This window comes from Yersinia sp. 2541 StPb PI (assembly GCF_052217145.1).
GTDB classification, from domain to species: domain Bacteria; phylum Pseudomonadota; class Gammaproteobacteria; order Enterobacterales; family Enterobacteriaceae; genus Yersinia; species Yersinia enterocolitica_E.
Genome location: NZ_JAZGQB010000001.1, coordinates 4,704,790 through 4,730,172 on the forward strand (window position 1 = coordinate 4,704,790; position 25,383 = coordinate 4,730,172).

Below are 25,383 nucleotides of genomic sequence, written 5' to 3' on the forward strand. Positions count from 1 at the left end.
ATGCCTTACATCTCCTGACTCTGGTTTTCCTCAATGACCACTTTAGACCGCTGTGCTCGATACTCACCCAAGGTCACGGTGATTTCTGCCCCCAGTAACACGATGCACCAACTCCAGTAAACCCAAAGGAATAAGATGGGGATAACCGCCAGCACCCCGTAAATCAACTGATAAGACGGAAACAGCGTGATATACATCGTGAATCCTTTCTTACCCAATTCGAAGAGCAATGCAGCCACCAGCGCACCAATAAGTGCATCCCGGGCAGGCACCCGTACTGTCGGAACCACACTGTACAATAACCAAAAAGAAACCCAGGAAATCAAGAGAGGAAATAGCCGTAATGTCTCATCAATCATGCTGTCTACCTGGGCATTTGCCAGCCATTGCAATGAAAGCAGGTATGAGCTGATCACCATACTGGCCCCGACGAGAATTGGCCCTAATGTCAGTACCATCCAATAAACGGCAAATGAAAACACCAGTGACCGGTGAACCTTACTGCGCCAGATAATGTTAAGCACACTGTCGACGGAGTAAATCAGCAGCAGTGCTGTCACAATCAAGCCGCAGGTGCCCACCACCGTCATACGATTTGAGTTGGCAACAAACTGCTCAAGGTAGTTTTGGATAATATCGCCAGTGGCAGGCATAAAATTGGCAAATATGAAGGCTTTCAATTTTATGCTGATATCAGCAAACATGGGAAAAGCCGCGAACAGAGCAAAAATCACAGTGACCAATGGCACTAGAGAAAGTAATGACACATACGCCAGATGCCCAGCCAGCATGGTTAACCCATCTTTATCTATTCGGGTGTAAAGCATTCGCCCGAACGTAATGTAGGGTTTTAAAGATGCAGATAAGCGAAAACGCAGAAAACTCGCCATGTTTATCTCTCAGTCAATACCGGTGTTTAGGCTCGGTTATGGGTTAGCGTGATATTTAAGGCTAACCCATTAACGTCTGGAGTAAGAACTTATCAGGGAAAATAAGCAGGAATAACCTTTCGGTCTATGACATGAATTGCGGTGATACCTACAATTCTGGCTGCAACAACATTTGCTTCAACATCATCAAAGAATACCGCCTGCTCCGCCGGGATGTTTTCCGCACTCAGCACATGCTGATAAATTCTCGCTTCCGGCTTGCGCATGCCCAAATCCTGGGACAGATACATATGGTTAGCGGCAGCCACCACTTCAGGGTAATGTTGGGGCCAGTGATTACAATGCAGCCGGTTAGTATTGGATAACACCACCACCCGATGCCCTTCCTGACGCAACTTTTGCATAATGGCGATCACTTCCGGGCGCAAAGCGACAAATACCGCCTGCCAGCCTTCGGCAAACTGTTCAAAACTTAGAGATAGCCCCATCTCATCACTGAGCTGGTGAGCAAACTCTTCATCGCTAATTTCACCGCGCTCATGCTGCTGGAAGACCTCGCCCATGGTAAACCGCTCACTCAACGTCGCCAGCGGGACACTGCTTAATTTGCTCCAAACGCCCAATACGCGTTTGAAGTCGATATCGACAATCACATTACCTAGATCAAAGATATACAGCATGGCGCTCTCCCAATTAGATGGTGAGTTTCACTGTAACGGGAAAAGGGAAAACTGAACAGAGAGAGGAAGAAAAAGGAGGGGTCAGTCAGGAAAAATAATATTTTTATAACAATGGCAAAAAAATAGGATGTATCCTCAAAAACCTTGGAGTTGCAACAAGGCAGCAAGTGAACTTATCCCGATGAGCTTACTCAGGTAAGTGATTCGGGTTAGTAAGCGAAGCTAACACAGTTGCAGCTTCAAGGGTGCGGCGAATAGAACTCAGGGCGCAGCTAGCGCCCTAAGTATCAGCAGTACCAAGAAGAATTAACCTTCTTTAGGACCACGACCTGCACGCTTACGATCGTTTTCCGTCAAGTGACGCTTACGGATACGAATTGATTGCGGGGTAACTTCTACCAATTCATCGTCATCGATGAATTCCAGTGCCTGTTCAAGAGTTTTCTTCAAGAAAGGAACCAGAGTGGTTGCTTCGTCAGTACCGGATGCACGCATGTTGGTCAGTTGCTTACCGGTCAGGCAGTTTACAGTCAGGTCGTTAGAACGTGAGTGAATACCGATGATCTGGCCTTCATACACTTCAGTCGCGTGACCAATAAACAGCTTGCCGCGGTCTTGCAGTTTGTACAGTGCGAATGCCACAGCTTTACCCTGACCGTTAGAGATCAGTACGCCGTTTTGACGTTGGCCGATCTCGCCTGGACGCACATCATCGTAGTGACTGAATGTGGAGTACAGCAGACCAGTACCAGAAGTCATAGTCATGAATTCAGTACGGAAGCCAATCAGGCCACGGCTTGGGATCATATAATCCAGACGAATACGACCTTTGCCGTCTGGAACCATGTCCTTCACGTCACCCTTACGCTCACCCATGGCTTGCATTACTGCGCCCTGGTGCTGTTCTTCGATATCCAGAGTTACGCTTTCAAATGGTTCTTGATTACGGCCGTCGATAACACGGTTGATAACTTTAGGACGGGAAACAGCCAGCTCGAAACCTTCGCGGCGCATGTTTTCGATCAGAACCGACAGGTGAAGTTCACCACGGCCTGATACGCGGAATGCGTCAGCATCTTCAGTTTCTTCAACACGCAGTGCTACGTTATGAATCAGCTCTTTGTTCAAACGGTCAAGGATCTGACGTGAAGTCACGTACTTGCCTTCTTTACCACAGAACGGAGAGGTGTTAACGCAGAAATACATAGTAACAGTTGGTTCATCAACAGACAGTGCTGGCAATGCTTCAACAGCATTCACATCACAGATAGTGTCAGAGATGTTCAACTCGCCCAAACCGGTGATAGCAACGATATCACCAGCTTCAGCCATAGTTGCTTCGATACGTTCCAGACCCATATGGCCCAGTACTTTAGCGATTTTACCGTTGCGGGTCTTACCTTCGCTATCGATAACAGTAACTTGCTGGTTAGGCTTAACAACACCACGTTTGATACGGCCGATGCCGATAACACCTACGTAGTTGTTGTAGTCCAACTGGGAGATTTGCATCTGCAATGGACCAGTGCTGTCTACGTCTGGTGCAGGCACATGGTCGATGATTGCCTGATACAGCGGAGTCATGTCTGCCGACATATCATTGTGGTCTTCGCCCGCAATACCCATCAATGCTGATGCGTAAATGATAGGGAAGTCCAGTTGTTCGTCAGTGGCATCCAGGTTTACGAACAGGTCGAACACCTGATCGACAACCCAATCTGGACGCGCGCCAGGACGGTCAACTTTGTTGATAACCACGATTGGTTTCAGACCATGAGCAAAGGCTTTCTTGGTCACGAAACGGGTCTGCGGCATCGGGCCATCCATTGCATCGACGACCAGCAGCACAGAGTCAACCATAGACATTACACGCTCAACCTCACCACCGAAATCGGCGTGTCCTGGGGTATCCACGATGTTGATGCGGTAGTCTTTCCAGTTAATGGCGGTATTTTTCGCGAGGATGGTTATCCCACGCTCTTTCTCCAAATCGTTGGAGTCCATTACACGTTCAGTTGCTTCAGCACGTTCACCGAACGTACCAGATTGTTGTAGCAACTTATCAACCAGGGTAGTTTTCCCATGGTCAACGTGCGCAATAATGGCGATGTTACGCAGATTCTCGATCACAGCTTTTTTGCCTCAGGCATTTAGAAATAGCGCGCTATTGTACACGTATTAAGCGAGGGACTAAACAAGATCACAAACTTCTCTTATAAACAACCTGACGGCGGTTAGTTTGTGATCCCTTTCACGGTGCAAAAATAGCCTCTCGGCCCACCTTTGCACCAATACAGTGCCCAACGACGCAAATGAAGCACCAAAATAGTGCAATATAACTATCCTGGTGCATACTGAATATCAGCAGACCCCTATGATATGGCATAAACGGGGCGTTTGGAAAGTTGGCATAGATTTCGCAACAGACTTTATGACGCAGTTTAGCATGAATAACGGTCATGAAAAATCAGCATGAGCGTTAGCCTGAATAAAAAGATAACTGAACACCCAAACGATAATCGTTCCACGACGACTATGACAAATCCAGGAGATATAAGTATGTCCGCTGAACATGTTTTGACGATGCTGAATGAGCACGAAGTGAAATTTGTTGATTTGCGCTTCACCGATACCAAAGGGAAAGAGCAGCACATCACTATTCCGGCTCATCAGGTCAACGCTGACTTCTTCGAAGAAGGCAAAATGTTTGATGGCTCCTCGATTGGTGGCTGGAAAGGCATTAACGAATCCGACATGGTACTGATGCCAGACGCCAGCACCGCTGTTATGGATCCGTTCTTCGAAGATTCCACACTGATTATCCGTTGTGACATTCTTGAGCCAGGTACCCTGCAAGGCTATGATCGCGACCCACGTTCAATCTCAAAACGCGCAGAAGAATTCCTGAAATCTTCAGGTATTGCAGATACCGTGCTGTTTGGGCCAGAACCAGAATTCTTCCTGTTTGACGATGTTCGTTTTGGTAGCAGCATCCGTGGCTCTCATGTCGCTATCGATGACATCGAAGGCGCATGGAACTCCAGCACCAAATACGAAGGCGGCAACAAAGGCCACCGTCCGGCAGTGAAAGGCGGTTACTTCCCAGTTCCTCCGGTTGATTCTTCACAGGACCTGCGTTCTACCATGTGTCTGACCATGGAAGAAATGGGCCTGGTAGTAGAAGCGCATCACCATGAAGTGGCTACCGCAGGTCAGAACGAAGTGGCTACTCGCTTCAATACCATGACCAAGAAAGCCGATGAAATTCAGATCTACAAATATGTGGTGCACAACGTGGCACACGCATTCGGCAAAACTGCGACCTTTATGCCAAAACCAATGTTTGGTGATAATGGTTCAGGCATGCACTGCCATATGTCGTTGTCCAAGAACGGTACTAACCTGTTCGCCGGTGACAAATATGCTGGCCTGTCTGAAATGGCGCTGTTCTACATCGGCGGTATCATCAAGCACGCAAAAGCAATTAACGCCTTGGCTAACCCAACGACTAACTCCTACAAGCGTTTGGTCCCAGGCTACGAAGCTCCGGTCATGTTGGCATACTCTGCCCGTAACCGTTCAGCTTCTATCCGTATTCCAGTGGTTGCCAGCCCGAAAGCGCGTCGTATTGAAGCACGTTTCCCGGATCCAGCCGCTAACCCATACTTGTGCTTCGCAGCACTGCTGATGGCTGGCCTTGATGGCATCATCAACAAAATTCACCCAGGTGATGCGATGGACAAAAACCTGTATGACTTGCCACCGGAAGAAGAAGCAGAAATTCCAAAAGTTGCAGGTTCACTGGACGAAGCTATGGCTGCACTGAACGAAGACCGCGAGTTCCTGACCCGTGGTGGCGTGTTCACTGACGACGCTATCGATGCTTATATCGAACTGCGTAAAGAAGAAATGGACCGCGTTCGTATGACTCCGCACCCAGTTGAGTTCGAACTGTATTACAGCGTTTAATTTTAGTTTACCCAATAGATTTCAAGGTGTAGGAAGGCGGCAAGCGAGAGAATCCCGATGAGCTTACACCAGTAAGTGATTCGGGTGAGTGAGAGCAGCCAACACACCTACAACTTGAAAGATGAAGGGTTGTTGCCGTGGAAACTTTTGGCCCATCTTCGGATGGGCTTTTTTCTCCACTTTTCGTTTTCGTCATATTTCCTCTGGCTCAGTCACGACTGAACCGATTAGGATGTATTCACCAAAAGAGTGCAGGAGTCTGCGTAATGGCAACAGGCACGCTGCCCGATGCTGGGCAGATCCTTAATTCTCTCATTAATAGTATTCTGCTATTAGATGATGATTTGGCTATCCATTATGCCAATCCCGCTGCGCAGCAACTTCTGGCGCAAAGCTCTCGTAAACTTTTTGGTACACCCCTGCCCGATTTATTAGGCTATTTTTCTCTTAACATCGACCTGATGCGGGAAAGTCTGATCGCCGGTCAAGGTTTTACCGATAACGAGGTGACCGTAGTTGTTGATGGCCGCGCGCATATTTTGTCGCTGACAGCACAATCACTGCCAGAAGGTTTTATATTGCTGGAAATGGCGCCGATGGATAATCAGCGTCGGTTAAGCCAAGAACAATTACAACATGCACAGCAAGTCGCAGCCCGTGATCTGGTTCGTGGGCTGGCTCATGAGATTAAGAACCCGTTAGGTGGCTTACGGGGGGCAGCACAATTATTGTCTAAAGCATTGCCTGATCCGGCATTGTTGGAATATACCAAAGTGATCATTGAGCAGGCAGACCGCTTGCGTAACTTAGTTGATCGCTTATTAGGCCCACAACGGCCCGGTCAACACATCACACAAAGTATCCATCAGGTTGCTGAACGGGTTTGTCAGTTAGTCTCGCTGGAAAAACCAGATAATGTGACGTTAATCCGTGACTATGACCCAAGCTTGCCTGAACTGGCCCATGATCCAGACCAAATTGAACAAGTGTTGCTGAATATCACTCGCAATGCATTACAGGCTTTGGGGGGAGCTGGCGGCACTATTACGCTGCGCACCCGTACTGCGTTTCAGATAACACTGCATGGTATGCGCTATCGTTTGAGCGCTCGCATTGATATTGAAGATGACGGTCCGGGCGTTCCAACGCAATTACAAGATACCGTGTTCTATCCGATGGTAAGTGGTCGCGAGGGGGGAACTGGCCTTGGCTTGTCTATCGCCCGTAATCTTATCGATCAACATTCGGGTAAAATTGAATTCAACAGTTGGCCGGGACATACCGAATTCTCGGTTTACCTGCCTATTCGCCAGTGAGGTTTCTATGCAACGAGGGATAGTCTGGATCGTCGATGACGATAGCTCCATCCGCTGGGTGCTTGAACGTGCACTGACTGGAGCAGGTCTGAACTGTGCAACCTTCGATACCGGTAACCAGGTGTTGGATGCACTCGCGACACAAACCCCGGATGTGTTGTTATCGGATATTCGCATGCCTGGCATGGACGGATTAGCCCTGCTGAAACAGATTAAGCAGCGCCACCCGATGCTCCCGGTCATCATAATGACGGCACATTCTGATTTAGATGCTGCGGTCAGTGCCTATCAGCAAGGGGCTTTTGATTACCTGCCTAAACCTTTTGATATTGATGAAGCCGTAGCTCTGGTTGAGCGGGCTATCAGCCATTATCAGGAGCAGCAGCAACCGGCACGCAGCCAACCAGCCAGCGGCCCAACCGCTGATATCATTGGCGAAGCACCGGCGATGCAAGACGTTTTCCGTATCATCGGCCGCTTATCTCGTTCTTCTATTAGTGTGCTGATTAACGGTGAGTCGGGTACCGGTAAAGAGTTAGTGGCCCATGCGTTACATCGCCACAGCCCACGGGCTAAAGCGCCGTTTATCGCGCTGAATATGGCGGCGATCCCGAAAGATTTAATTGAATCTGAATTATTCGGCCACGAGAAAGGTGCCTTTACCGGCGCGAATCAAGTGCGCCAAGGTCGTTTTGAACAAGCCGATGGCGGCACACTGTTTTTAGATGAAATCGGTGATATGCCATTGGATGTACAGACCCGCCTGCTACGCGTGCTGGCTGATGGTCAGTTTTATCGCGTCGGGGGTTACGCACCGGTCAAAGTAGATGTTCGTATTATTGCCGCTACCCACCAAAATCTGGAGCTGCGTGTTCAGGAAGGTAAATTCCGTGAGGATTTATTCCATCGTCTGAATGTGATTCGGGTACATCTGCCACCGCTGCGTGAACGTCGTGAAGACATTCCGCGTTTGGCTCGTTACTTCTTGCAAGTGGCGGCTAAAGAGTTAGGTGTGGAAGCCAAAAATCTGCACCCTGAGACCGAAGTGGCGCTAACCCGTCTGCCTTGGCAGGGTAACGTGCGCCAACTGGAAAACACCTGTCGCTGGCTGACGGTGATGGCTGCCGGGCAGGAAGTACTGACTCAAGATTTACCTTCTGAATTGTTTGAAACCAGCACGCCAGATGCTTCAGGTCAGCGGACGCCGGACAACTGGGCAACCCTATTGGCACAATGGGCTGAACGCGCCCTACGTTCTGGTCATCAGGATCTGTTATCTGAGGCACAGCCGGAAATGGAGCGCACGCTGTTAACCACGGCATTACGCCATACTCAAGGTCATAAGCAAGAAGCGGCACGTCTGCTGGGTTGGGGCCGCAACACCTTAACGCGGAAGTTAAAAGAGCTGGGAATGGAGTAGTTGGGAGAAACAGAGTAATTCCTGCCTAAATTCCCCCTCAAGGTAATGTTGACCATTGAGGGGGACATCATCAGATCACGCGTGAAAACTGCTGCTTGCGCGCCTGTTTCCGTAAATAGATATCGAAACACATACAAATATTACGAATCAGTAAGCGCCCGCGCGGTGTTACCCGAATACCTTTATCATCCCGCTCCACCAGCCCATCGTGTTCGAAAGGTTCTAGTAGCTCAAAATCTTCAGCAAAATAATCTGCAAAACGAATACCATACTGCTGCTCAATCGGCTGATAACTGATTTGGAAATTACAAATCAGCGTTTTAATCACATCACGGCGCAAGCAATCATCTTCAGTCATCGCCAAACCACGCCACAGCGCATTGCCACGCTGCTCCACGCAGGAATAGTAAGTCTTCAAATCTTTTTCATTCTGCGCATAGCTGTCACCCAACATGCTGATAGCAGAAACCCCCAAACCGAGTAAATCACTGTCGCCTTGGGTGGTATAACCTTGGAAATTACGGTGTAATTCACCTTCACGCTGCGCAATGGCTAATTCATCATCTGGCCGGGCAAAATGATCCATACCAATAAATTGATAGCCAGACTCAGTTAAGAAACTGATGGTGTGCTGCAAAATATCTAGCCGCTGTTCGGCGCTCGGCAGATCGGCATCTTTAATTTTACGTTGAGCGGCAAACAGACTCGGTAAATGTGCGTAATTGAACACACTCAGGCGATCAGGATTCAGCTCTGCCACCCGTTTGAGGGTAAAAGCAAAACTCTCTGGTGTCTGTTTTGGCAAACCATAAATCAAATCGATATTGGTTGAGTTAAAACCAAGGGCTTTAGCGCGGGCAATCAGGGCAAAGATAAAATCCTCATCCTGCTCACGATTAACCAGCCGTTGAACCTCTTTATTAAAATCTTGCACCCCCATGCTTAGGCGGTTAAACCCCTCAGCACGCAGGTGATCAAGGACATCCAGTTCAATTTCACGTGGGTCTACTTCTATTGATTGCTCAGCACCGGGCAGGAAATCAAAGTTTTCACGTAGCAGATTCATCAGGTGGGTAATTTGTATTTTATTCAGGTAAGTGGGCGTACCACCGCCCCAGTGCATCTGGCTAACCTGACGCCCAACAAATAACGCCGCACGCTGGCGGATCTCTTTTTCCAAGACCGCCAGATACTCATCAGCTTTATGCTGTTGCCGCGTCACCAGCTTATTGCAGCCGCAGAAATAACACAGCTTATGGCAAAACGGGATATGCACGTACAGCGACAAAGGCCGTTGTGGGTAACGCTTCACTGCCTGTTGAAAAGCAGATTCATTATAATCTTCACTGAATTCAAGCGCAGTGGGGTACGACGTATAGCGCGGCCCTGAATAATTATATTTTTGAATCAGGGATAAATCCCAAACTATAGCCTGCTCAGACATGTTCATTCCTTCCGATATTTGCGCCTACCGGGCCGGTTAGAGGGCAGATGTTTTCGTTGTCTGGCCGCAGTAGCACTGCGCAACCGCTTTCTTCGTTGCGACAGTAGCCATAGTTTACCCAATAACCACACTAGATAACATGTAAGCAGTAGGGCTATTATCAGGATCACCCAATTCATGGTTTAAAATGTATCTTTTGGGTTACCGCGTTTCAGCAATTGCAAAATGTCTTCCTGCTTTTCTTCTGGCGCTTCGTCATCTTCATCGTCGCCCAATTCAATACCCAATTGTTCCATTAGGGCATCAATACGATCCAACGTCAGATCAACATAAGCCTGATCTTCTTTGCTCAATACTTCATCATTATCCAGACGATCCAGCAATGCATCCAGACGCTCATCGTTTTCCAGCTTAGACAGCTCTTCTTCCGGCGTCAGACGTGGCTTAGCTTCAACTTTAGCCACCGGCTTAGTGGTTGGCTTAGCTTTAACCTTACTCTCAACCACCAGCGGCACGGGTACTTTACTGCCGATACGTGGATCTTTCTCTTGAGTCTCGGACTGGCCCTTCTTATTGCTGCCTTCTACATTGGTTCTCGCCCCTGAGCGATTGCCACTATGTTTCTTCTGACGTTTACGCTCGCGAGCTTCAATATCAAGCTCTACACGGGTCTTTCTAATACGCTTAGGCGTCGCGGTACCTTTCGGGGCCGCAATATTCGCGCGTGGTGCTTTATTTGGCTGCTTCATAACCTGTGCTCTTAAATGGGTAAATAAGTATGGGATCGGATTTAGTATAGGATTGGGCCGGAATCTAGCAGAAAGAAGAGAAAGAAAAAAGGCGGCAGATTAACCTGTCGCCCTTTTTCGCATCTTCTGCGGAAGGATATCCTTACAGCACACTCCCTGCACTGACATAACAACCGGATATCTCCCTCCTGCAATGCGCCATCCTTGCCATATCTGCGGCCCTCAAGGCAACTCAACCAGCGCGCCTGCCAGTATACCTGAACCCTGTTACTTGAAGGGTATAAAAGATAAACCCCCTTTTTTTTGCCTGATGCAGTTATAATCGCTGCATGTAAGCTATCTCTCACGGAGACGACAAATTTTGACTATTAGAAACTATAACTATCACATGACCCACTTCGTCATCAGTGCTCCGGATATCCGCCATCTGCCACGTGATGAAGGTATTGAGGTGGCATTTGCTGGCCGTTCAAATGCCGGTAAATCGAGTGCACTTAATACGTTAACTAACCAGAAAAGTCTGGCCAGAACCAGTAAAACACCCGGCCGTACTCAGCTAATTAACCTATTTGAAGTCGTTGACGGTATTCGTCTGGTTGACTTACCGGGCTATGGCTATGCTGAAGTCCCGGAAGAGATGAAACTCAAATGGCAACGCGCGCTGGGTGAGTATTTGCAAAAGCGTAACTGTCTGAAAGGATTAGTTGTGTTGATGGATATTCGCCATCCACTGAAAGATTTAGATCAGCAGATGATTACCTGGGCGGTTGCGGTTGGCACCCCGGTTCTATTATTGCTGACCAAAGCGGATAAGCTGGCTTCGGGCGCCCGTAAGGCTCAATTGAACATGGTGCGAGAAGCGATTATTCCATTTATGGGTGATATTCAGGTTGAAGCTTTCTCTTCTTTGAAGAAGATTGGCGTCGAAAAACTACGGGAAAAACTGGATACCTGGTTTAGCGAGATACCACCAGAAGTTATGATTGATGATTATGACGATGAAGGTGAGTGAGTAAGCGCTAACAGCAGCCCGCAAGGGCTGTTATCCCCAAGGGTGATGTTTTATATCGCCCTGAGTTAATACCTGGCAATACCACTTCCCCCTAGAGTAAAAAAATCATCAACCCGTATTTTCACGGGTAATGCCGGGCTGTTTTCCTATCGGTTCGCGAAAAGTGCTCACAAATCCCAATAAAAAACGCCCCAGTCAATAAATGACTGGGGCGGCTAATATATAGCCAAATCCGATTACGTGAAGTAAAAGGTCTGAAAGATAGAACATCTTACCTCTGTACCCTACGTCTGTAACTCTACATCATTTTTTCGCGGGGCAAAAGAATTTTTTGTTGTATAGTTACACAAATTGGCACGATTCAGCGCACATCTTCCCCGCATAATGGCGGATAAATGTAGCTTAATTACATAAAATGCTTTATTTATCGCCACTTACCCACAAAGCTAGTGAGCCTGGTCCCAGTTATCACCAACACCGACATCCACCTTCAGTGGTACCGCCAGTTGCATACTCTGCTCCATCAGTTCACGAATCTTTTGTTCCGCGCTTTCCAATACACTTTCATGCACTTCAAACACCAATTCATCGTGTACCTGCATGATTACCCGCACCAATGGTTCTGGTTCCTGTTGTAACCAGGCATCCACTGCAATCATTGCCCGTTTGATAATATCAGCGGCGGTACCTTGCATTGGCGCATTGATAGCTTCACGTTCAGCAGCTTTACGGCGAGTTGCATTACGAGAATGAATGTCTGGCAAATAGAGGCGACGGCCATCCAGCGTGGTGACATAACCTTGATCGGCGGCTTGCTTACGTGTGCGCTCCATGTATTCCAACACACCGGGATAGCGCTCAAAATAGAGATCCATGTAGCGCTGCGCCTCTCCACGGGGAATGCTTAGCTGCCGCGCCAGACCAAAAGCGCTCATACCATAAATAAGACCAAAGTTAATCGCCTTGGCACTGCGGCGTTGTTCAGTTGTGACCTTTTCTAGTGGCATACCAAAGACTTCCGCAGCTGTCGCACGGTGGATATCTTTTCCCGCAGCAAATGCAGCTAATAGCCCTTTATCCTGCGACAAGTGCGCCATAATACGCAGCTCAATCTGTGAGTAGTCAGCCGCCATAATGCGATAGCCTTTAGGCGCAATAAAAGCCTGCCGTATACGACGCCCTTCTTCATTCCGCACTGGAATGTTTTGCAGGTTAGGATCACGTGAGGACAAACGCCCTGTCGCGGTCACCGCCTGGTGATAAGAGGTATGGACCCGGCCCGAAATTGGGTTAATCATCAACGGCAGCTTGTCGGTATAGGTACTTTTCAGCTTAGCCAGACCACGATATTCAAGGATCACCTTCGGCAACGGGTAATCTAATGCCAGCTCAGCCAACACTTCTTCATTAGTTGACGCGGCCCCGCCAGGGGTTTTCTTCAAGATGGGCAGTTTTTGTTTTTCGTACAAGATGGTCTGAAGCTGCTTAGGTGATGCCAGGTTGAACGGCTCTTCAGCCAATTCATGAGCCTGTTTTTCTAACTCATCAAGGCGGATAGTCAGCTCTTTTGAATGTGCGGCCAAGATATTCTGGTCAATCAAGACACCAGTACGCTCGATGCGAGACAGAATTGGCAATAGCGGCATCTCAATTTCCTGGAATACCCGCTTTAACCCTTCACTTTGTTGCAGTTTTGGCCACAGCACCAAATGCAACTGTAGCGTAACGTCGGCATCTTCTGCGGCATAAGGGCCTGCTTGTTCCAACGCAATTTGATTAAAGGTCAGTTGGTTTTTACCCTTACCGGCGATCTCTTCAAAGGTAATAGTTTTGTGGTTGAGATAACGTTCTGCCAGACTATCCATATCATGGCGACCAGCAACACTGTCTAAAACGTAAGATTCCAGCATAGTATCGAAAGCGATACCGCGCAGCTCAATGCCATAACGTGCCAGCATGCTTTGGTCAAACTTGAGATTCTGGCCAACTTTAAGGGCTTTATCGTCTTCCAGTAGTGGTTTTAGCGTGGCCAAAACCCAATCCCGGTCGAGCTGTACAGGAGAGTCCAAATAATCATGCGCCAAGGGTAAATAAGCGGCTTCGCCTGGTGCAACGGCAAAAGAGATACCAATTAAATTGCTGCTAAGCGTATCCAGGCCGTCAGTCTCAGTATCAAACGCGAAAACCTCTGCTTTTTTGAGGCGCTCAATCCACTCTACTAAGGATTTCTCATCCAAAATGGTCTGATAATTTTCTTGTGATAGTACTGCGGTGACCTCAACCGCATCAGCTGGCTCTACTGCCACAAAAGCTTTATTACTTGTTTGTGCCGTTGGCCGATCTTTTTTACCGTCCAGCCATTTGCCCGCTTCTACATCCACTAACCAGCGCTTAAATTCATAACGGCTGAATAACTGATGTAATTGATCATCATCTGGGGGGGAAACTTTTAGCTCATCACAAGTCACATCCAATTCAACATCTGTTTTAATGGTGGCTAATTTATAGGAGAGATAAGCAACATCTTTATTCTGCTCTAACTTGGCTGACATGGTTTTGGCACCACGGAATGTCAGTGTGGATATTTTATCCAAATTACTGAACAGCGCATCCAGCCCACCCAAACCTTGCAATAAAGCTTGTGCGGTCTTTTCGCCAACACCTGGAACCCCTGGAATATTGTCTGAGGAGTCCCCCATTAGTGCTAGAAAATCAATAATCAATTCAGGAGGTACACCATATTTTTCACAGACTTCCTGTGGCCCCAAAATAGCGTTATTCATTGTATTGATTAAAGTGATATTTGGCGTAACTAATTGCGCCATATCCTTATCACCGGTACTGATTAATACAGCATGACCTGCTTTTTCAGCTTCCTGCGCTAAAGTACCAATAACATCGTCGGCCTCAACACCGGAGACAACCAATAAAGGTAGCCCCATTGCCTTAACCATTTGGTGCAACGGCTCAATTTGAGCTCGCAAATCATCTGGCATCGGTGGCCGGTGGGATTTATAGTCAGCGAAAAGCTCATCACGGAATGTTTTACCTTTAGCATCGAATACTACCGCTACATGGCTAGGACGATATTGCAGCAATAGACTGCGCAACATGTTCAACACGCCGTACATCGCACCCGTTGGTTCACCGCTGCCGTTGGTCAGTGGTGGGAACGCATGGTAAGCACGATAGAGGTAAGAGGAACCGTCAACGAGGATCAATGGGTTTTCTGCAATCTGGGCCATAGGGTTTCTTCATCTTTATTCAGCAAGGTCTAACGCTAAGAATGCCATAGCTGGCGACAAGAGACGAATTTTAGCGTCCATTGTTGTGCGAAAGAGAGCATTTTTACGTAGTGATCCTGAAGATCCAATCTGTGGATAACTTTGTGAGTAAAAGCATGTGCAGATTATATCTGCTCTACTTATTTTTTAGAGGTAATATTTAAAATTATAATAATCATATAGTTACATTCATTGTTTTTTTATTTTACTGTCATTTTTTCTTTATCTAAATTGTGGATATTACTTATTCAGTTACAGTCTTAAGGTAAATAAATTCCACGGGTGGATAATTTAGTGTTCTCTCTTTTTTATTACCCACCATCAAGTCGTTTTCTCTTTTTAGCATCGCTAATATCCGTATTTATCCATCACTGAAATAAATAAATCTATCGAAAACAACATGGAAAAAAATATAAAATCAGTATTTAGTCGTATTACTGTCACATTAGTAAATATGATGATTCCGTGGCAGAGATAGATACAGAATTGAAGTGCTGATGACAATGTAGGTATTGGATAAGTGAAAGAGGAGCTAACAAAAGCCAGCTCCTCCTTTTGTACAATTACTTTTGGGTCAGTAGGAACTTAACGACATCCGCATACTGTTTAACATAGGTATCCATTGAGCTGGTATCCATGCCATCATTCTTAATCATATATTTGCCATTAACAAACATGGCTGGCACACCACGTAATTGTAAATCTTCAGCCGCTTTTTGTTGTTGAGCAACCAGTGATTTAACGACAAAACTATTTAATGCTGCATCATAATCTTCGCCACTCACACCCGCTTTAATAAAGACATTACGAATATCATCAGGGGTTTGAACAGTTTGTGTTTTCTGTACACCTTCAAACATCAGTGGGGTGATTTTTTCCTCAACACCCAATGCCATGGCAACAGCCCATGCCTGAGTCAATTGCTTACCTAATGGCCCAAGGAACTCAACATGGTATCGAGTCATTTTTGTCCCTTCTGGCAGTGCTTTTTTTACTGCCTGAGGGATATGATAAACTTCTTCAAACTGAAAGCAGTGCGGGCAATAGAAAGAGAAAAACTCTAAAACCTGAGGCTCACCCGTTACTGGTTTATTTAACGTCTGGTACTGGGTTCCATCTGTAAACTGTGCGGCAGATGCACTGAATGCCATCACCATGCCAACGAGAGCTAACCATACATTTTTCATACTATAACAATCTCCATTATCTTAGCTTTAGTACATTGGCATCAGCTGCAAAGGGGGTACCTGCAACAGCTTAACCTGTTCTGTAAATGATGCAGTCTGCTGTAACCAAAAATCAGACTCCGCCATCCACGGAAAACTTTTCGGAAATGCAGGGTCCTGCCAACGTCTGGCGACCCATGCAAGGTAATAAACCATGCGCATTGCGCGTAAAGGTTCAATCAATGCAAGTTCACGCTGATCAAAATCAGCAAATTCACCATAAGCTTCCAGCAAGATATCCAACTGGATCAATTGCTCTCTGCGCTCGCCGTGTAATAACATCCACAAATCCTGAACCGCCGGACCATTTCTGGCATCATCCAAATCGACGAACATTGGCCCATCACGCCACAAAATATTACCAGGATGGCAATCACCATGTAGCCGCAACGGCTGCCAATCGGTGTGCCAATACTGCTTAATGGTGGCGATCAACAGATCGGTTGCCGCCAGAAACTTGTCTTTCTGTTTTGCCGGCACTAACACACTGCTGGCCAGTAACTGACGTGGCTCGGTCAGATATTCCTCAATACCCATCGTTGGCCGGGCAACAAAAAGTCCATCGCTACCCACCTGATGAATTCTGCCGAGAAAACGGCCCACCCACTCCAGTTGATCAAGATTGTCTATTTCATATTGCCGCCCACCGACACTTGGGAACACAGCAAAGAAAAAGCCGCCATGAGTATGCAAAGTTTCGCCGTTTAGCGCTAATGGGGCGATAACCGGAATCTCAGATTCTGCCAAATCAAGCGAGAACCGATGTTCCTCGATAATTTGTTCACTGCTCCAACGCTCGGGACGATAAAACTTCACCACATACCGTTTACGATCTTCATCCATAAACTGATAGACGCGGTTCTCATAACTATTAAGCGCGGTTAACCCTGAATCCACCCGTAATCCTACAGCCTCAAGGGCGTCCATAATCAGGTCTGGAGACAAAGTCTGAAAATTAAAAGCAGAATTGTTCATAACAACATTCAGTCTGTATAAGTAACAGCGGCGCGCTGAGAATAAGAAATAGTATCATTAAAGCCCCCTCCCTACGCAGACAGGAGTGTGACTAATCTTTAATGATGCCACGAGCTCTCAATAATGCTGTTTTAAAATCCTCTTCATAATCCTTTTTCAGTCCTGGAATCACTTCCGTTGATGCCGAGCCACGCATTTTCAGATGATAAATAAGAATATCGTCTGTCAAATCTGCGAAATTACCTTCAAAACCAGCTTCCTCTGACAATTTTTGTAAAAACTGCACCAGATTTAAATCAGGTTCTTGCTGCCAGGCCGGATGTAAAAGCTCAATCAGTTCATTAACACGATGGCATTTCATAGCGAAGTTATCCTATTCAAAAATATGCTGACAAAGTAGCAGGGATATTCACACAGGGAAAGAGAGCCTATTGTCAATAAAAGTAAATCCTGACCTGTTCACCTATTTGAAGATACAATCCCATAGTCAGTTTAATACCGTGGAGTGATAGAAATGCGACCTAATATTACAGGCGTTATTCTTGCTGGAGGCCTTTCGTCCAGAATGGGCGGAAATGATAAAGGATTAATCTCCCTAAATGGAAAGCCACTGTATCGACATGTGATTGATAGGTTAAGACCTCAGGTTGAGAATTTACTGATTAATGCTAATCGTAACCAAGCCCTCTATCAACAAAGTGGCGTTCACGTCATTAACGATATCATTACTGGCTTTGTAGGCCCATTGGCTGGCATGCATGCTGGATTAAGCCATTCAACTACCGAATGGGTTGTCTTTGCTCCCTGTGACGTTCCTATGCTTCCACTTAATCTGGTTTCTCAACTCTGGCAGTCAAAAGGGCAGGCTCTTGCTGCTTATGTTAGTGATAACGAGCGTGAGCATCCAACATTAGCTTTAATGCATGTTAGTCTTAAACCAACGCTAGCAACGTATCTGGCAAAAGGGGAGCGTAAGTTAATGATATTTATGACGAGTATCAACGCGCAAAGAGTGGTATTCGATGGACAACCCAATCAATTCAGTAACCTAAATACTCCCGCAGATTGCGAGTTATGGGAACAAGCTAAAAGAGAGCCATTATGAGCAGCAAGACGCCCCCGTTACTCGGTATAGCCGCGTACAGTGGTACAGGAAAAACAACCTTACTAAAACACCTGATCCCCTTACTTCAACAGCGCCAAATCCGCGTTGGCTTAATCAAACATACTCATCACAATATGGAAATTGATACGCCGGGCAAAGACAGTTATGAATTGCGTAAAGCTGGAGCCCATCAAACGTTAGTTGCCAGTGATTGCCGCTGGGCATTAATGACAGAAACACCAGAACAGCCACCGATGGATCTTCACTATCTGGCTAGTCGATTAGATACATCAACTATCGACTTGATTTTGGTTGAGGGCTTTAAGCACGAGCCGATCAGCAAAATTGCTCTTTATAGAGCAGCTGTAGGTAAGCCTTTCGCTGGTTTGATTGATGAATACGTTATCGCTTTGGCAAGTGACGAGCCGATAGATACTGTAGTAAAGCAATTAGATATTAATCAACCAGATCAGATCGCAGAGTTTATTTATAGCTGGCTCAAGATGGATCAGTCAGAGCTATAAAAACAAAAAAAGCCACCTATCAAGGTAGCCTTTTATTTTATTCATCGCTGTGACGGCCGGATTTGACTCATCTGCCCCTGCAATATTTGACTCGTCTGACTATGAGCCCTGCGACGCAACCACTCTAAGGTCACTATTTATACCTATTTCACTATTCTGCCCATAGCAAAAACCCCACGCTTTTGGCATGGGGTCTCGGCTTTATTTGATGCCTGGCAGTGTCCTACTCTCGCATGGGGAGACCCCACACTACCATCGGCGCTACGGCGTTTCACTTCTGAGTTCGGCATGGGATCAGGTGGGACCACCGCGCTAAGGCCGCCAGGCAAATTCTGTCTAAACTAACCCGCTATATGTCTCCACACAGCCAGCCAGCCCAATCTCGGAACTTCGCTGAAAATTTCTATCTCTCAAATCTAAAACACCTTTGGTGTTGTAAGGTTAAGCCTCACGGATCATTAGTACTGGTTAGCTCAATGCATCGCTGCACTTACACACCCAGCCTATCAACGTCATAGTCTTTAACGTTCCTTCAGGGGGCTTAAAGCCCCAGGGAAGACTCATCTCGAGGCAAGTTTCCCGCTTAGATGCTTTCAGCGGTTATCTCTTCCGAATTTAGCTACCGGGCAATGCCATTGGCATGACAACCCGAACACCAGTGATTCGTCCACTCCGGTCCTCTCGTACTAGGAGCAGCCCCTCTCAATCTTCCAACGCCCACGGCAGATAGGGACCGAACTGTCTCACGACGTTCTAAACCCAGCTCGCGTACCACTTTAAATGGCGAACAGCCATACCCTTGGGACCTACTTCAGCCCCAGGATGTGATGAGCCGACATCGAGGTGCCAAACACCGCCGTCGATATGAACTCTTGGGCGGTATCAGCCTGTTATCCCCGGAGTACCTTTTATCCGTTGAGCGATGGCCCTTCCATTCAGAACCACCGGATCACTAAGACCTACTTTCGTACCTGCTCGAGCCGTCACTCTCGCAGTCAAGCTAGCTTATGCCTTTGCACTAACCTCACGATGTCCGACCGTGATTAGCTAACCTTCGTGCTCCTCCGTTACTCTTTGGGAGGAGACCGCCCCAGTCAAACTACCCACCAGACACTGTCCTCACCCCGGATCACGGGGCCGAGTTAGAACATCAAACATTAAAGGGTGGTATTTCAAGGTTGGCTCCATGCAGACTGGCGTCCACACTTCGATGCCTCCCACCTATCCTACACATCAAGGCTCAATGTTCAGTGTCAAGCTATAGTAAAGGTTCACGGGGTCTTTCCGTCTTGCCGCGGGTACACTGCATCTTCACAGCGAGTTCAATTTCACTGAGTCTCGGGTGGAGACAGCCTGGCCATCATTACGCCATTCGTGCAGGTCGGAACTTACCCGACAAGGAATTTCGCTACCTTAGGACCGTTATAGTTACGGCCGCCGTTTACTGGGGCTTCGATCAAGAGCTTCGCCTTGCGGCTGACCCCATCAATTAACCTTCCAGCACCGGGCAGGCGTCACACCGTATACGTCCACTTTCGTGTTTGCACAGTGCTGTGTTTTTATTAAACAGTTGCAGCCAGCTGGTATCTGCGACTGGCTTCGGCGCCGGGAGCAAGTCCCATTACCTAATGCCAGCGTGCCTTCTCCCGAAGTTACGGCACCATTTTGCCTAGTTCCTTCACCCGAGTTCTCTCAAGCGCCTGAGTATTCTCTACCTGACCACCTGTGTCGGTTTGGGGTACGATTTAATGTTACCTGATGCTTAGAGGCTTTTCCTGGAAGCTTGGCATCAACTACTTCACCACCGTAGTGGCTCGTCATCACACCTCAGCGTTGATAAGCAACCGGATTTACCAAGTCGCTCCGCCTACATGCTTAAACCGGGACAACCGTCGCCCGGCTAGCCTAGCCTTCTCCGTCCCCCCTTCGCAGTAACACCAAGTACAGGAATATTAACCTGTTTCCCATCGACTACGCTTTTCAGCCTCGCCTTAGGGGTCGACTCACCCTGCCCCGATTAACGTTGGACAGGAACCCTTGGTCTTCCGGCGTGCGGGTTTTTCACCCGCATTATCGTTACTTATGTCAGCATTCGCACTTCTGATACCTCCAGCAACCCTCACAGGTCACCTTCAACGGCTTACAGAACGCTCCCCTACCCAACAACACCTAAGTGTCGCTGCCGCAGCTTCGGTGCATGGTTTAGCCCCGTTACATCTTCCGCGCAGGCCGACTCGACCAGTGAGCTATTACGCTTTCTTTAAATGATGGCTGCTTCTAAGCCAACATCCTGGCTGTCTATGCCTTCCCACATCGTTTCCCACTTAACCATGACTTTGGGACCTTAGCTGGCGGTCTGGGTTGTTTCCCTCTTCACGACGGACGTTAGCACCCGCCCGTGTGTCTCCCGTGATAACATTCTTCGGTATTCGGAGTTTGCATCGGTTTGGTAAGTCGGGATGACCCCCTAGCCGAAACAGTGCTCTACCCCCGAAGATGAGTTCACGAGGCGCTACCTAAATAGCTTTCGGGGAGAACCAGCTATCTCCCGGTTTGATTGGCCTTTCACCCCCAGCCACAAGTCATCCGCTAATTTTTCAACATTAGTCGGTTCGGTCCTCCAGTTAGTGTTACCCAACCTTCAACCTGCCCATGGCTAGATCACCGGGTTTCGGGTCTATACCTTGCAACTAGACGCCCAGTTAAGACTCGGTTTCCCTACGGCTCCCCTATTCGGTTAACCTTGCTACAAAATATAAGTCGCTGACCCATTATACAAAAGGTACGCAGTCACCCAACAAAGTAGGCTCCCACTGCTTGTACGTACACGGTTTCAGGTTCTATTTCACTCCCCTCGCCGGGGTTCTTTTCGCCTTTCCCTCACGGTACTGGTTCACTATCGGTCAGTCAGGAGTATTTAGCCTTGGAGGATGGTCCCCCCATATTCAGACAGGATGTCACGTGTCCCGCCCTACTCATCGAGTTCACAGCAAGTGTGTTTTGGTGTACGGGACTATCACCCTGTACCGTGCGACTTTCCAGACGCTTCCACTAACACACAAACTGATTCAGACTCTGGGCTCTTCCCCGTTCGCTCGCCGCTACTGGGGGAATCTCGGTTGATTTCTTTTCCTCGGGGTACTTAGATGTTTCAGTTCCCCCGGTTCGCCTTGCATGGCTATGTATTCACCATGCAATAGTGCAACGAATTGCACTGGGTTTCCCCATTCGGGTATCGTCGGTTATAACGCTTCATATCAGCTTACCGACGCTTTTCGCAGATTAGCACGCCCTTCATCGCCTCTGACTGCCTAGGCATCCACCGTGTACGCTTAGTCGCTTAACCTCACAACCCAAAGGTGTTTTTCGTTATTGGTGTGGCTGTGAACACACTCTGCTATGTTGTGCAGTGCGCGCAATCCTCATGAACGTTAAGTTCACTCCGGTTGCTGTGCGCTGTACGCCTTGCTGAGTGTCTTCTCGCTCACACTGCAACAATGATTACCCATTGGCATTGCGATTATTTGAGAGACTCTAATACAGGTTAATCCTTATCTCAGTCATTCTACGGAGAGATAAGTTTCAGCTGTATTGTTTCAATTTTCAGCTTGTTCCAGATTGTTAAAGAGCAATATCTTAAACACGACTCGTTAAAGTCATCTTTAAGATATTCAGTTGATAATGTCTTTCACACATTATCGGCGTGGCGTCCCCAAGGGGATTCGAACCCCTGTTACAGCCGTGAAAGGGCAGTGTCCTAGGCCTCTAGACGATGGGGACACAAAAATTTCTACTGAATCACTGATTCAGTATTTTTGTGTAAAGGTGAGAATGTGGTGACACATTCGAACGACTGATGCAGTAAAAACTCGATACCGAGGTCTTATTGCACAATCATCACCCTCATCAACAGGTGCTCTTGCTCATTTACATTCATCAGACAATCTGTGTGGACACTGCGCAATGCGTATCGTTAGGTAAGGAGGTGATCCAACCGCAGGTTCCCCTACGGTTACCTTGTTACGACTTCACCCCAGTCATGAATCACAAAGTGGTAAGCGCCCTCCCGAAGGTTAAGCTACCTACTTCTTTTGCAACCCACTCCCATGGTGTGACGGGCGGTGTGTACAAGGCCCGGGAACGTATTCACCGTAGCATTCTGATCTACGATTACTAGCGATTCCGACTTCATGGAGTCGAGTTGCAGACTCCAATCCGGACTACGACAGACTTTATGTGGTCCGCTTGCTCTCGCGAGTTCGCTTCACTTTGTATCTGCCATTGTAGCACGTGTGTAGCCCTACTCGTAAGGGCCATGATGACTTGACGTCATCCCCACCTTCCTCCGGTTTATCACCGGCAGTCTCCCTTGAGTTCCCACCATTACGTGCTGGCAACAAAGGATAAGGGTTGCGCTCGTTGCGGGACTTAACCCAACATTTCACAACACGAGCTGACGACAGCCATGCAGCACCTGTCTCACAGTTCCCGAAGGCACCGAAGCATCTCTGCTAAGTTCTGTGGATGTCAAGAGTAGGTAAGGTTCTTCGCGTTGCATCGAATTAAACCACATGCTCCACCGCTTGTGCGGGCCCCCGTCAATTCATTTGAGTTTTAACCTTGCGGCCGTACTCCCCAGGCGGTCGACTTAACGCGTTAGCTCCGGAAGCCACGCCTCAAGGGCACAACCTCCAAGTCGACATCGTTTACAGCGTGGACTACCAGGGTATCTAATCCTGTTTGCTCCCCACGCTTTCGCACCTGAGCGTCAGTCTTTGTCCAGGGGGCCGCCTTCGCCACCGGTATTCCTCCAGATCTCTACGCATTTCACCGCTACACCTGGAATTCTACCCCCCTCTACAAGACTCTAGCTTGCCAGTTTCAAATGCAGTTCCCACGTTAAGCGCGGGGATTTCACATCTGACTTAACAAACCGCCTGCGTGCGCTTTACGCCCAGTAATTCCGATTAACGCTTGCACCCTCCGTATTACCGCGGCTGCTGGCACGGAGTTAGCCGGTGCTTCTTCTGCGAGTAACGTCAATCAATCGTGCTATTAACACGACTGCCTTCCTCCTCGCTGAAAGTGCTTTACAACCCGAAGGCCTTCTTCACACACGCGGCATGGCTGCATCAGGCTTGCGCCCATTGTGCAATATTCCCCACTGCTGCCTCCCGTAGGAGTCTGGACCGTGTCTCAGTTCCAGTGTGGCTGGTCATCCTCTCAGACCAGCTAGGGATCGTCGCCTAGGTGAGCCATTACCCCACCTACTAGCTAATCCCATCTGGGCACATCCGATGGCGTGAGGCCCGAAGGTCCCCCACTTTGCTCTTGCGAGGTCATGCGGTATTAGCTACCGTTTCCAGTAGTTATCCCCCTCCATCAGGCAGTTTCCCAGACATTACTCACCCGTCCGCCGCTCGCCGGCAAAGTAGTAAACTACTTCCCGCTGCCGCTCGACTTGCATGTGTTAGGCCTGCCGCCAGCGTTCAATCTGAGCCATGATCAAACTCTTCAATTTAAGATTTGTTTGATTTGCTACTAATAAAAGCAGCGATGCTCAAAGATTACTTTCTGCAAATATGCATTCGAACCGAAGTTCAAATGTGTACTGCTTTGGTCACTCTTCAAGACTTTGATATTTCTTCTGCCTGCCGAAACAGGCTTCGATATCGTCTTGCGAGTGCCCACACAGATTGTCTGATAAATTGTTAAAGAGCGTTCGTTACCCGTTTGCCTTTCGGCGAATCTTACGGTAACGCGGGAGGCAGATAATACGCTTTCCCGCTGAAGAGTCAAGAGTTTCTTTGGTTTCTTTCGAAGTCAAAATCATTCTTTTCGCTTCCTGACCCGGCGAAGTATGTTTCGTTGTTCCCAGTCAGTGGAGGCGCATTATAGGGAGTTCCTGCCAGCCTGCAACCCCTAATTTGAAAAAACTTTTCAACCGCGTTTTATTTCAGCAAAAATAGGCTAAAAGACCAATGTTTAAACAATTATTAAGCTAAACATTCACTACCAGTGTTAAACAGTAGAGTAAAATAGATATATAAGAAGATAGATAGGACAAATCACCATGCAACTAAATACCCAACAACAGGCCGCCCAGCGAAATCTCTCTTACCTGTTGGCTGAGAAGATTGGCCAGCGAATTCTCGCCGGAGAATATGCAGCCGGCAGCATACTGCCTGGTGAGATAGAGTTGGGGGAGCAATTTGGTGTTAGTCGTACTGCCGTTCGTGAAGCAGTAAAGATGCTGGCAGCAAAAGGGATGTTATTACCCCGCCCACGCATTGGTACCCGAGTGATGCCACAAACAAATTGGAACTACCTTGATCAGGAGTTACTCACTTGGTGGCTGAACAGAGAGAATTTCGATCAAGTGATGCAACACTTCCTTATATTAAGAACCTCACTTGAGCCTCAAGCCTGTTCATTGGCAGCCATTAATGCCAATGAGCAACAGCGAGCATTGTTAGCATCACTGATTGCAGAGATGCGTGCGTTAGATACTCACTTTAATCGTGAAAAATGGATTCAAGTGGATGCTCAATTTCATCAGTTAATATATGAAGCCAGTGGTAATCCGTTTTTGACCTCTTTCGCCAATTTGTTCAGTTCGGTTTATCACAGCTATTTTCGCGCCATTACCGGCGATGAAGTGATTAAGCTGCAATACCATCAGGATATTGTTGATACAATTTTGGCAGGTGACAGTCAGGGAGCCTTGCTGGCATGTCAGGTATTATTAACAGATAAAAATTAACGGCTAGCTGTTCTATCTATATATAT

General features: G+C 47.6%; 16 protein-coding genes, 1 tRNA gene and 3 rRNA genes. 7 read left to right on the forward strand and 13 right to left on the reverse strand.

All coding sequences use genetic code 11. The features are described 5' to 3' along the window. Nucleotides 1-5 precede the first annotated feature (5 nt). From V1953_RS21135 to typA, 3 genes are all read right to left on the reverse strand, one after another. On the reverse strand, nt 6-890 hold the full coding sequence (locus V1953_RS21135; protein ID WP_083161635.1) for a virulence factor BrkB family protein: 885 nt from the start codon (nt 888-890) through the stop codon (nt 6-8). A 92-nt stretch (nt 891-982) separates the two neighbouring features. Further along, nucleotides 983-1,570: a glucose-1-phosphatase gene (gene yihX, locus V1953_RS21140; RefSeq protein WP_442851273.1), complete on the reverse strand. Its 588-nt coding sequence runs from the start codon at nt 1,568-1,570 to the stop codon at nt 983-985. Nucleotides 1,571-1,876: 306 nt separating this feature from the next. After that, on the reverse strand, nt 1,877-3,700 hold the full coding sequence (gene typA / locus V1953_RS21145; RefSeq protein WP_042568870.1) for a ribosome-dependent GTPase TypA: 1,824 nt from the start codon (nt 3,698-3,700) through the stop codon (nt 1,877-1,879). 429 nt (nt 3,701-4,129) lie between these two features. On the opposite strand from typA, the gene glnA reads away from it, so the two are divergent. The 3 genes from glnA to glnG all read left to right on the forward strand — a co-directional run bounded on the left by glnA (nt 4,130) and on the right by glnG (nt 8,275). After that, nucleotides 4,130-5,539, forward strand: a complete 1,410-nt coding sequence (gene glnA, locus V1953_RS21150) for a glutamate--ammonia ligase (RefSeq protein WP_004392048.1) — start codon at nt 4,130-4,132, stop codon at nt 5,537-5,539. Nucleotides 5,540-5,805: 266 nt separating this feature from the next. After that, nucleotides 5,806-6,855, forward strand: coding sequence for a nitrogen regulation protein NR(II) (gene glnL, locus V1953_RS21155; RefSeq protein WP_083161629.1), 1,050 nt, complete (start codon nt 5,806-5,808; stop codon nt 6,853-6,855). A 7-nt stretch (nt 6,856-6,862) separates the two neighbouring features. Next, nucleotides 6,863-8,275 carry a nitrogen regulation protein NR(I) gene (glnG, locus tag V1953_RS21160; protein WP_042568869.1) on the forward strand — a complete coding sequence of 471 codons (1,413 nt, stop codon included), beginning with the start codon at nt 6,863-6,865 and terminating at the stop codon, nt 8,273-8,275. A 70-nt stretch (nt 8,276-8,345) separates the two neighbouring features. Here the strand turns inward: glnG and hemN are convergent, their stop codons facing one another. Together hemN and yihI are read right to left on the reverse strand one after the other, a co-directional pair. Next, on the reverse strand, nt 8,346-9,719 hold the full coding sequence (gene hemN / locus V1953_RS21165) for an oxygen-independent coproporphyrinogen III oxidase (protein ID WP_372569809.1): 1,374 nt from the start codon (nt 9,717-9,719) through the stop codon (nt 8,346-8,348). A 182-nt stretch (nt 9,720-9,901) separates the two neighbouring features. Beyond that, nucleotides 9,902-10,468, reverse strand: coding sequence for a Der GTPase-activating protein YihI (gene yihI, locus V1953_RS21170; protein WP_083161625.1), 567 nt, complete (start codon nt 10,466-10,468; stop codon nt 9,902-9,904). 361 nt (nt 10,469-10,829) lie between these two features. Here yihI and yihA point away from each other — a divergent pair, with 361 nt between their 5' ends. Then, nucleotides 10,830-11,480, forward strand: coding sequence for a ribosome biogenesis GTP-binding protein YihA/YsxC (gene yihA, locus V1953_RS21175; protein ID WP_032907610.1), 651 nt, complete (start codon nt 10,830-10,832; stop codon nt 11,478-11,480). Nucleotides 11,481-11,926: 446 nt separating this feature from the next. Here yihA and polA read toward each other — a convergent pair whose 3' ends face one another. The 4 genes from polA to V1953_RS21195 all read right to left on the reverse strand — a co-directional run bounded on the left by polA (nt 11,927) and on the right by V1953_RS21195 (nt 17,326). After that, complete coding sequence (polA, locus tag V1953_RS21180; protein ID WP_420073476.1) at nt 11,927-14,725, reverse strand: DNA polymerase I; 2,799 nt, start codon at nt 14,723-14,725, stop codon at nt 11,927-11,929. 602 nt (nt 14,726-15,327) lie between these two features. After that, on the reverse strand, nt 15,328-15,951 hold the full coding sequence (dsbA, locus tag V1953_RS21185; protein ID WP_083161621.1) for a thiol:disulfide interchange protein DsbA: 624 nt from the start codon (nt 15,949-15,951) through the stop codon (nt 15,328-15,330). Nucleotides 15,952-15,978: 27 nt separating this feature from the next. Next, entirely contained in the window at nt 15,979-16,965 is a 987-nt protein-coding gene (locus V1953_RS21190; protein WP_083161619.1) for a serine/threonine protein kinase, read from the reverse strand. A gap of 91 nt (nt 16,966-17,056) precedes the next feature. Further along, a complete protein-coding gene (locus V1953_RS21195) occupies nt 17,057-17,326 on the reverse strand; it encodes a YihD family protein (RefSeq protein WP_083161617.1) in 270 nt (89 codons plus the stop codon). 153 nt (nt 17,327-17,479) lie between these two features. Between V1953_RS21195 and mobA the strand changes: the two genes are divergently transcribed. Together mobA and mobB are read left to right on the forward strand one after the other, a co-directional pair. Next, nucleotides 17,480-18,070 carry a molybdenum cofactor guanylyltransferase MobA gene (gene mobA, locus V1953_RS21200; RefSeq protein WP_372569813.1) on the forward strand — a complete coding sequence of 197 codons (591 nt, stop codon included), beginning with the start codon at nt 17,480-17,482 and terminating at the stop codon, nt 18,068-18,070. Then, nucleotides 18,067-18,594, forward strand: coding sequence for a molybdopterin-guanine dinucleotide biosynthesis protein MobB (gene mobB / locus V1953_RS21205; protein WP_372569814.1), 528 nt, complete (start codon nt 18,067-18,069; stop codon nt 18,592-18,594). Before mobA ends, mobB begins: the two co-directional genes overlap by 4 nt. A 210-nt stretch (nt 18,595-18,804) precedes the next feature. Here mobB and rrf read toward each other — a convergent pair. The 4 genes from rrf to V1953_RS21225 all read right to left on the reverse strand — a co-directional run bounded on the left by rrf (nt 18,805) and on the right by V1953_RS21225 (nt 24,115). Continuing rightward, nucleotides 18,805-18,920 (reverse strand): 5S ribosomal RNA (gene rrf / locus V1953_RS21210). A 111-nt stretch (nt 18,921-19,031) separates the two neighbouring features. Then, nucleotides 19,032-21,940, reverse strand: a 23S ribosomal RNA gene (locus V1953_RS21215). Between the two features lie 358 nt (nt 21,941-22,298). Continuing rightward, nucleotides 22,299-22,374 (reverse strand) — tRNA-Glu (locus tag V1953_RS21220). Nucleotides 22,375-22,572: 198 nt separating this feature from the next. After that, nucleotides 22,573-24,115, reverse strand: a 16S ribosomal RNA gene (locus V1953_RS21225). The 16S, 23S and 5S rRNA genes sit together here with 1 tRNA gene alongside, the layout of an rRNA operon. Nucleotides 24,116-24,667: 552 nt before the next feature. On the opposite strand from V1953_RS21225, the gene V1953_RS21230 reads away from it, so the two are divergent. Beyond that, nucleotides 24,668-25,357: a FadR/GntR family transcriptional regulator gene (locus V1953_RS21230; protein ID WP_083161611.1), complete on the forward strand. Its 690-nt coding sequence runs from the start codon at nt 24,668-24,670 to the stop codon at nt 25,355-25,357. Nucleotides 25,358-25,383 lie beyond the last annotated feature (26 nt).

Excerpts from the sequence above, each read along its gene's own strand:
- V1953_RS21135 (WP_083161635.1), bottom strand. The coding sequence starts at position 890 with ATGGCGAGTTTTCTGCGTTTTCGCTTATCTGCATCTTTAAAACCCTAC.
- yihX (WP_442851273.1), bottom strand. The coding sequence starts at position 1,570 with ATGCTGTATATCTTTGATCTAGGTAATGTGATTGTCGATATCGACTTC.
- glnA (WP_004392048.1), top strand. The coding sequence starts at position 4,130 with ATGTCCGCTGAACATGTTTTGACGATGCTGAATGAGCACGAAGTGAAA.
- glnL (WP_083161629.1), top strand. The coding sequence starts at position 5,806 with ATGGCAACAGGCACGCTGCCCGATGCTGGGCAGATCCTTAATTCTCTC.
- glnG (WP_042568869.1), top strand. The coding sequence starts at position 6,863 with ATGCAACGAGGGATAGTCTGGATCGTCGATGACGATAGCTCCATCCGC.
- hemN (WP_372569809.1), bottom strand. The coding sequence starts at position 9,719 with ATGTCTGAGCAGGCTATAGTTTGGGATTTATCCCTGATTCAAAAATAT.
- yihI (WP_083161625.1), bottom strand. The coding sequence starts at position 10,468 with ATGAAGCAGCCAAATAAAGCACCACGCGCGAATATTGCGGCCCCGAAA.
- polA (WP_420073476.1), bottom strand. The coding sequence starts at position 14,725 with ATGGCCCAGATTGCAGAAAACCCATTGATCCTCGTTGACGGTTCCTCT.
- dsbA (WP_083161621.1), bottom strand. The coding sequence starts at position 15,951 with ATGAAAAATGTATGGTTAGCTCTCGTTGGCATGGTGATGGCATTCAGT.
- V1953_RS21190 (WP_083161619.1), bottom strand. The coding sequence starts at position 16,965 with ATGAACAATTCTGCTTTTAATTTTCAGACTTTGTCTCCAGACCTGATT.
- V1953_RS21195 (WP_083161617.1), bottom strand. The coding sequence starts at position 17,326 with ATGAAATGCCATCGTGTTAATGAACTGATTGAGCTTTTACATCCGGCC.
- mobA (WP_372569813.1), top strand. The coding sequence starts at position 17,480 with ATGCGACCTAATATTACAGGCGTTATTCTTGCTGGAGGCCTTTCGTCC.
- mobB (WP_372569814.1), top strand. The coding sequence starts at position 18,067 with ATGAGCAGCAAGACGCCCCCGTTACTCGGTATAGCCGCGTACAGTGGT.
- V1953_RS21230 (WP_083161611.1), top strand. The coding sequence starts at position 24,668 with ATGCAACTAAATACCCAACAACAGGCCGCCCAGCGAAATCTCTCTTAC.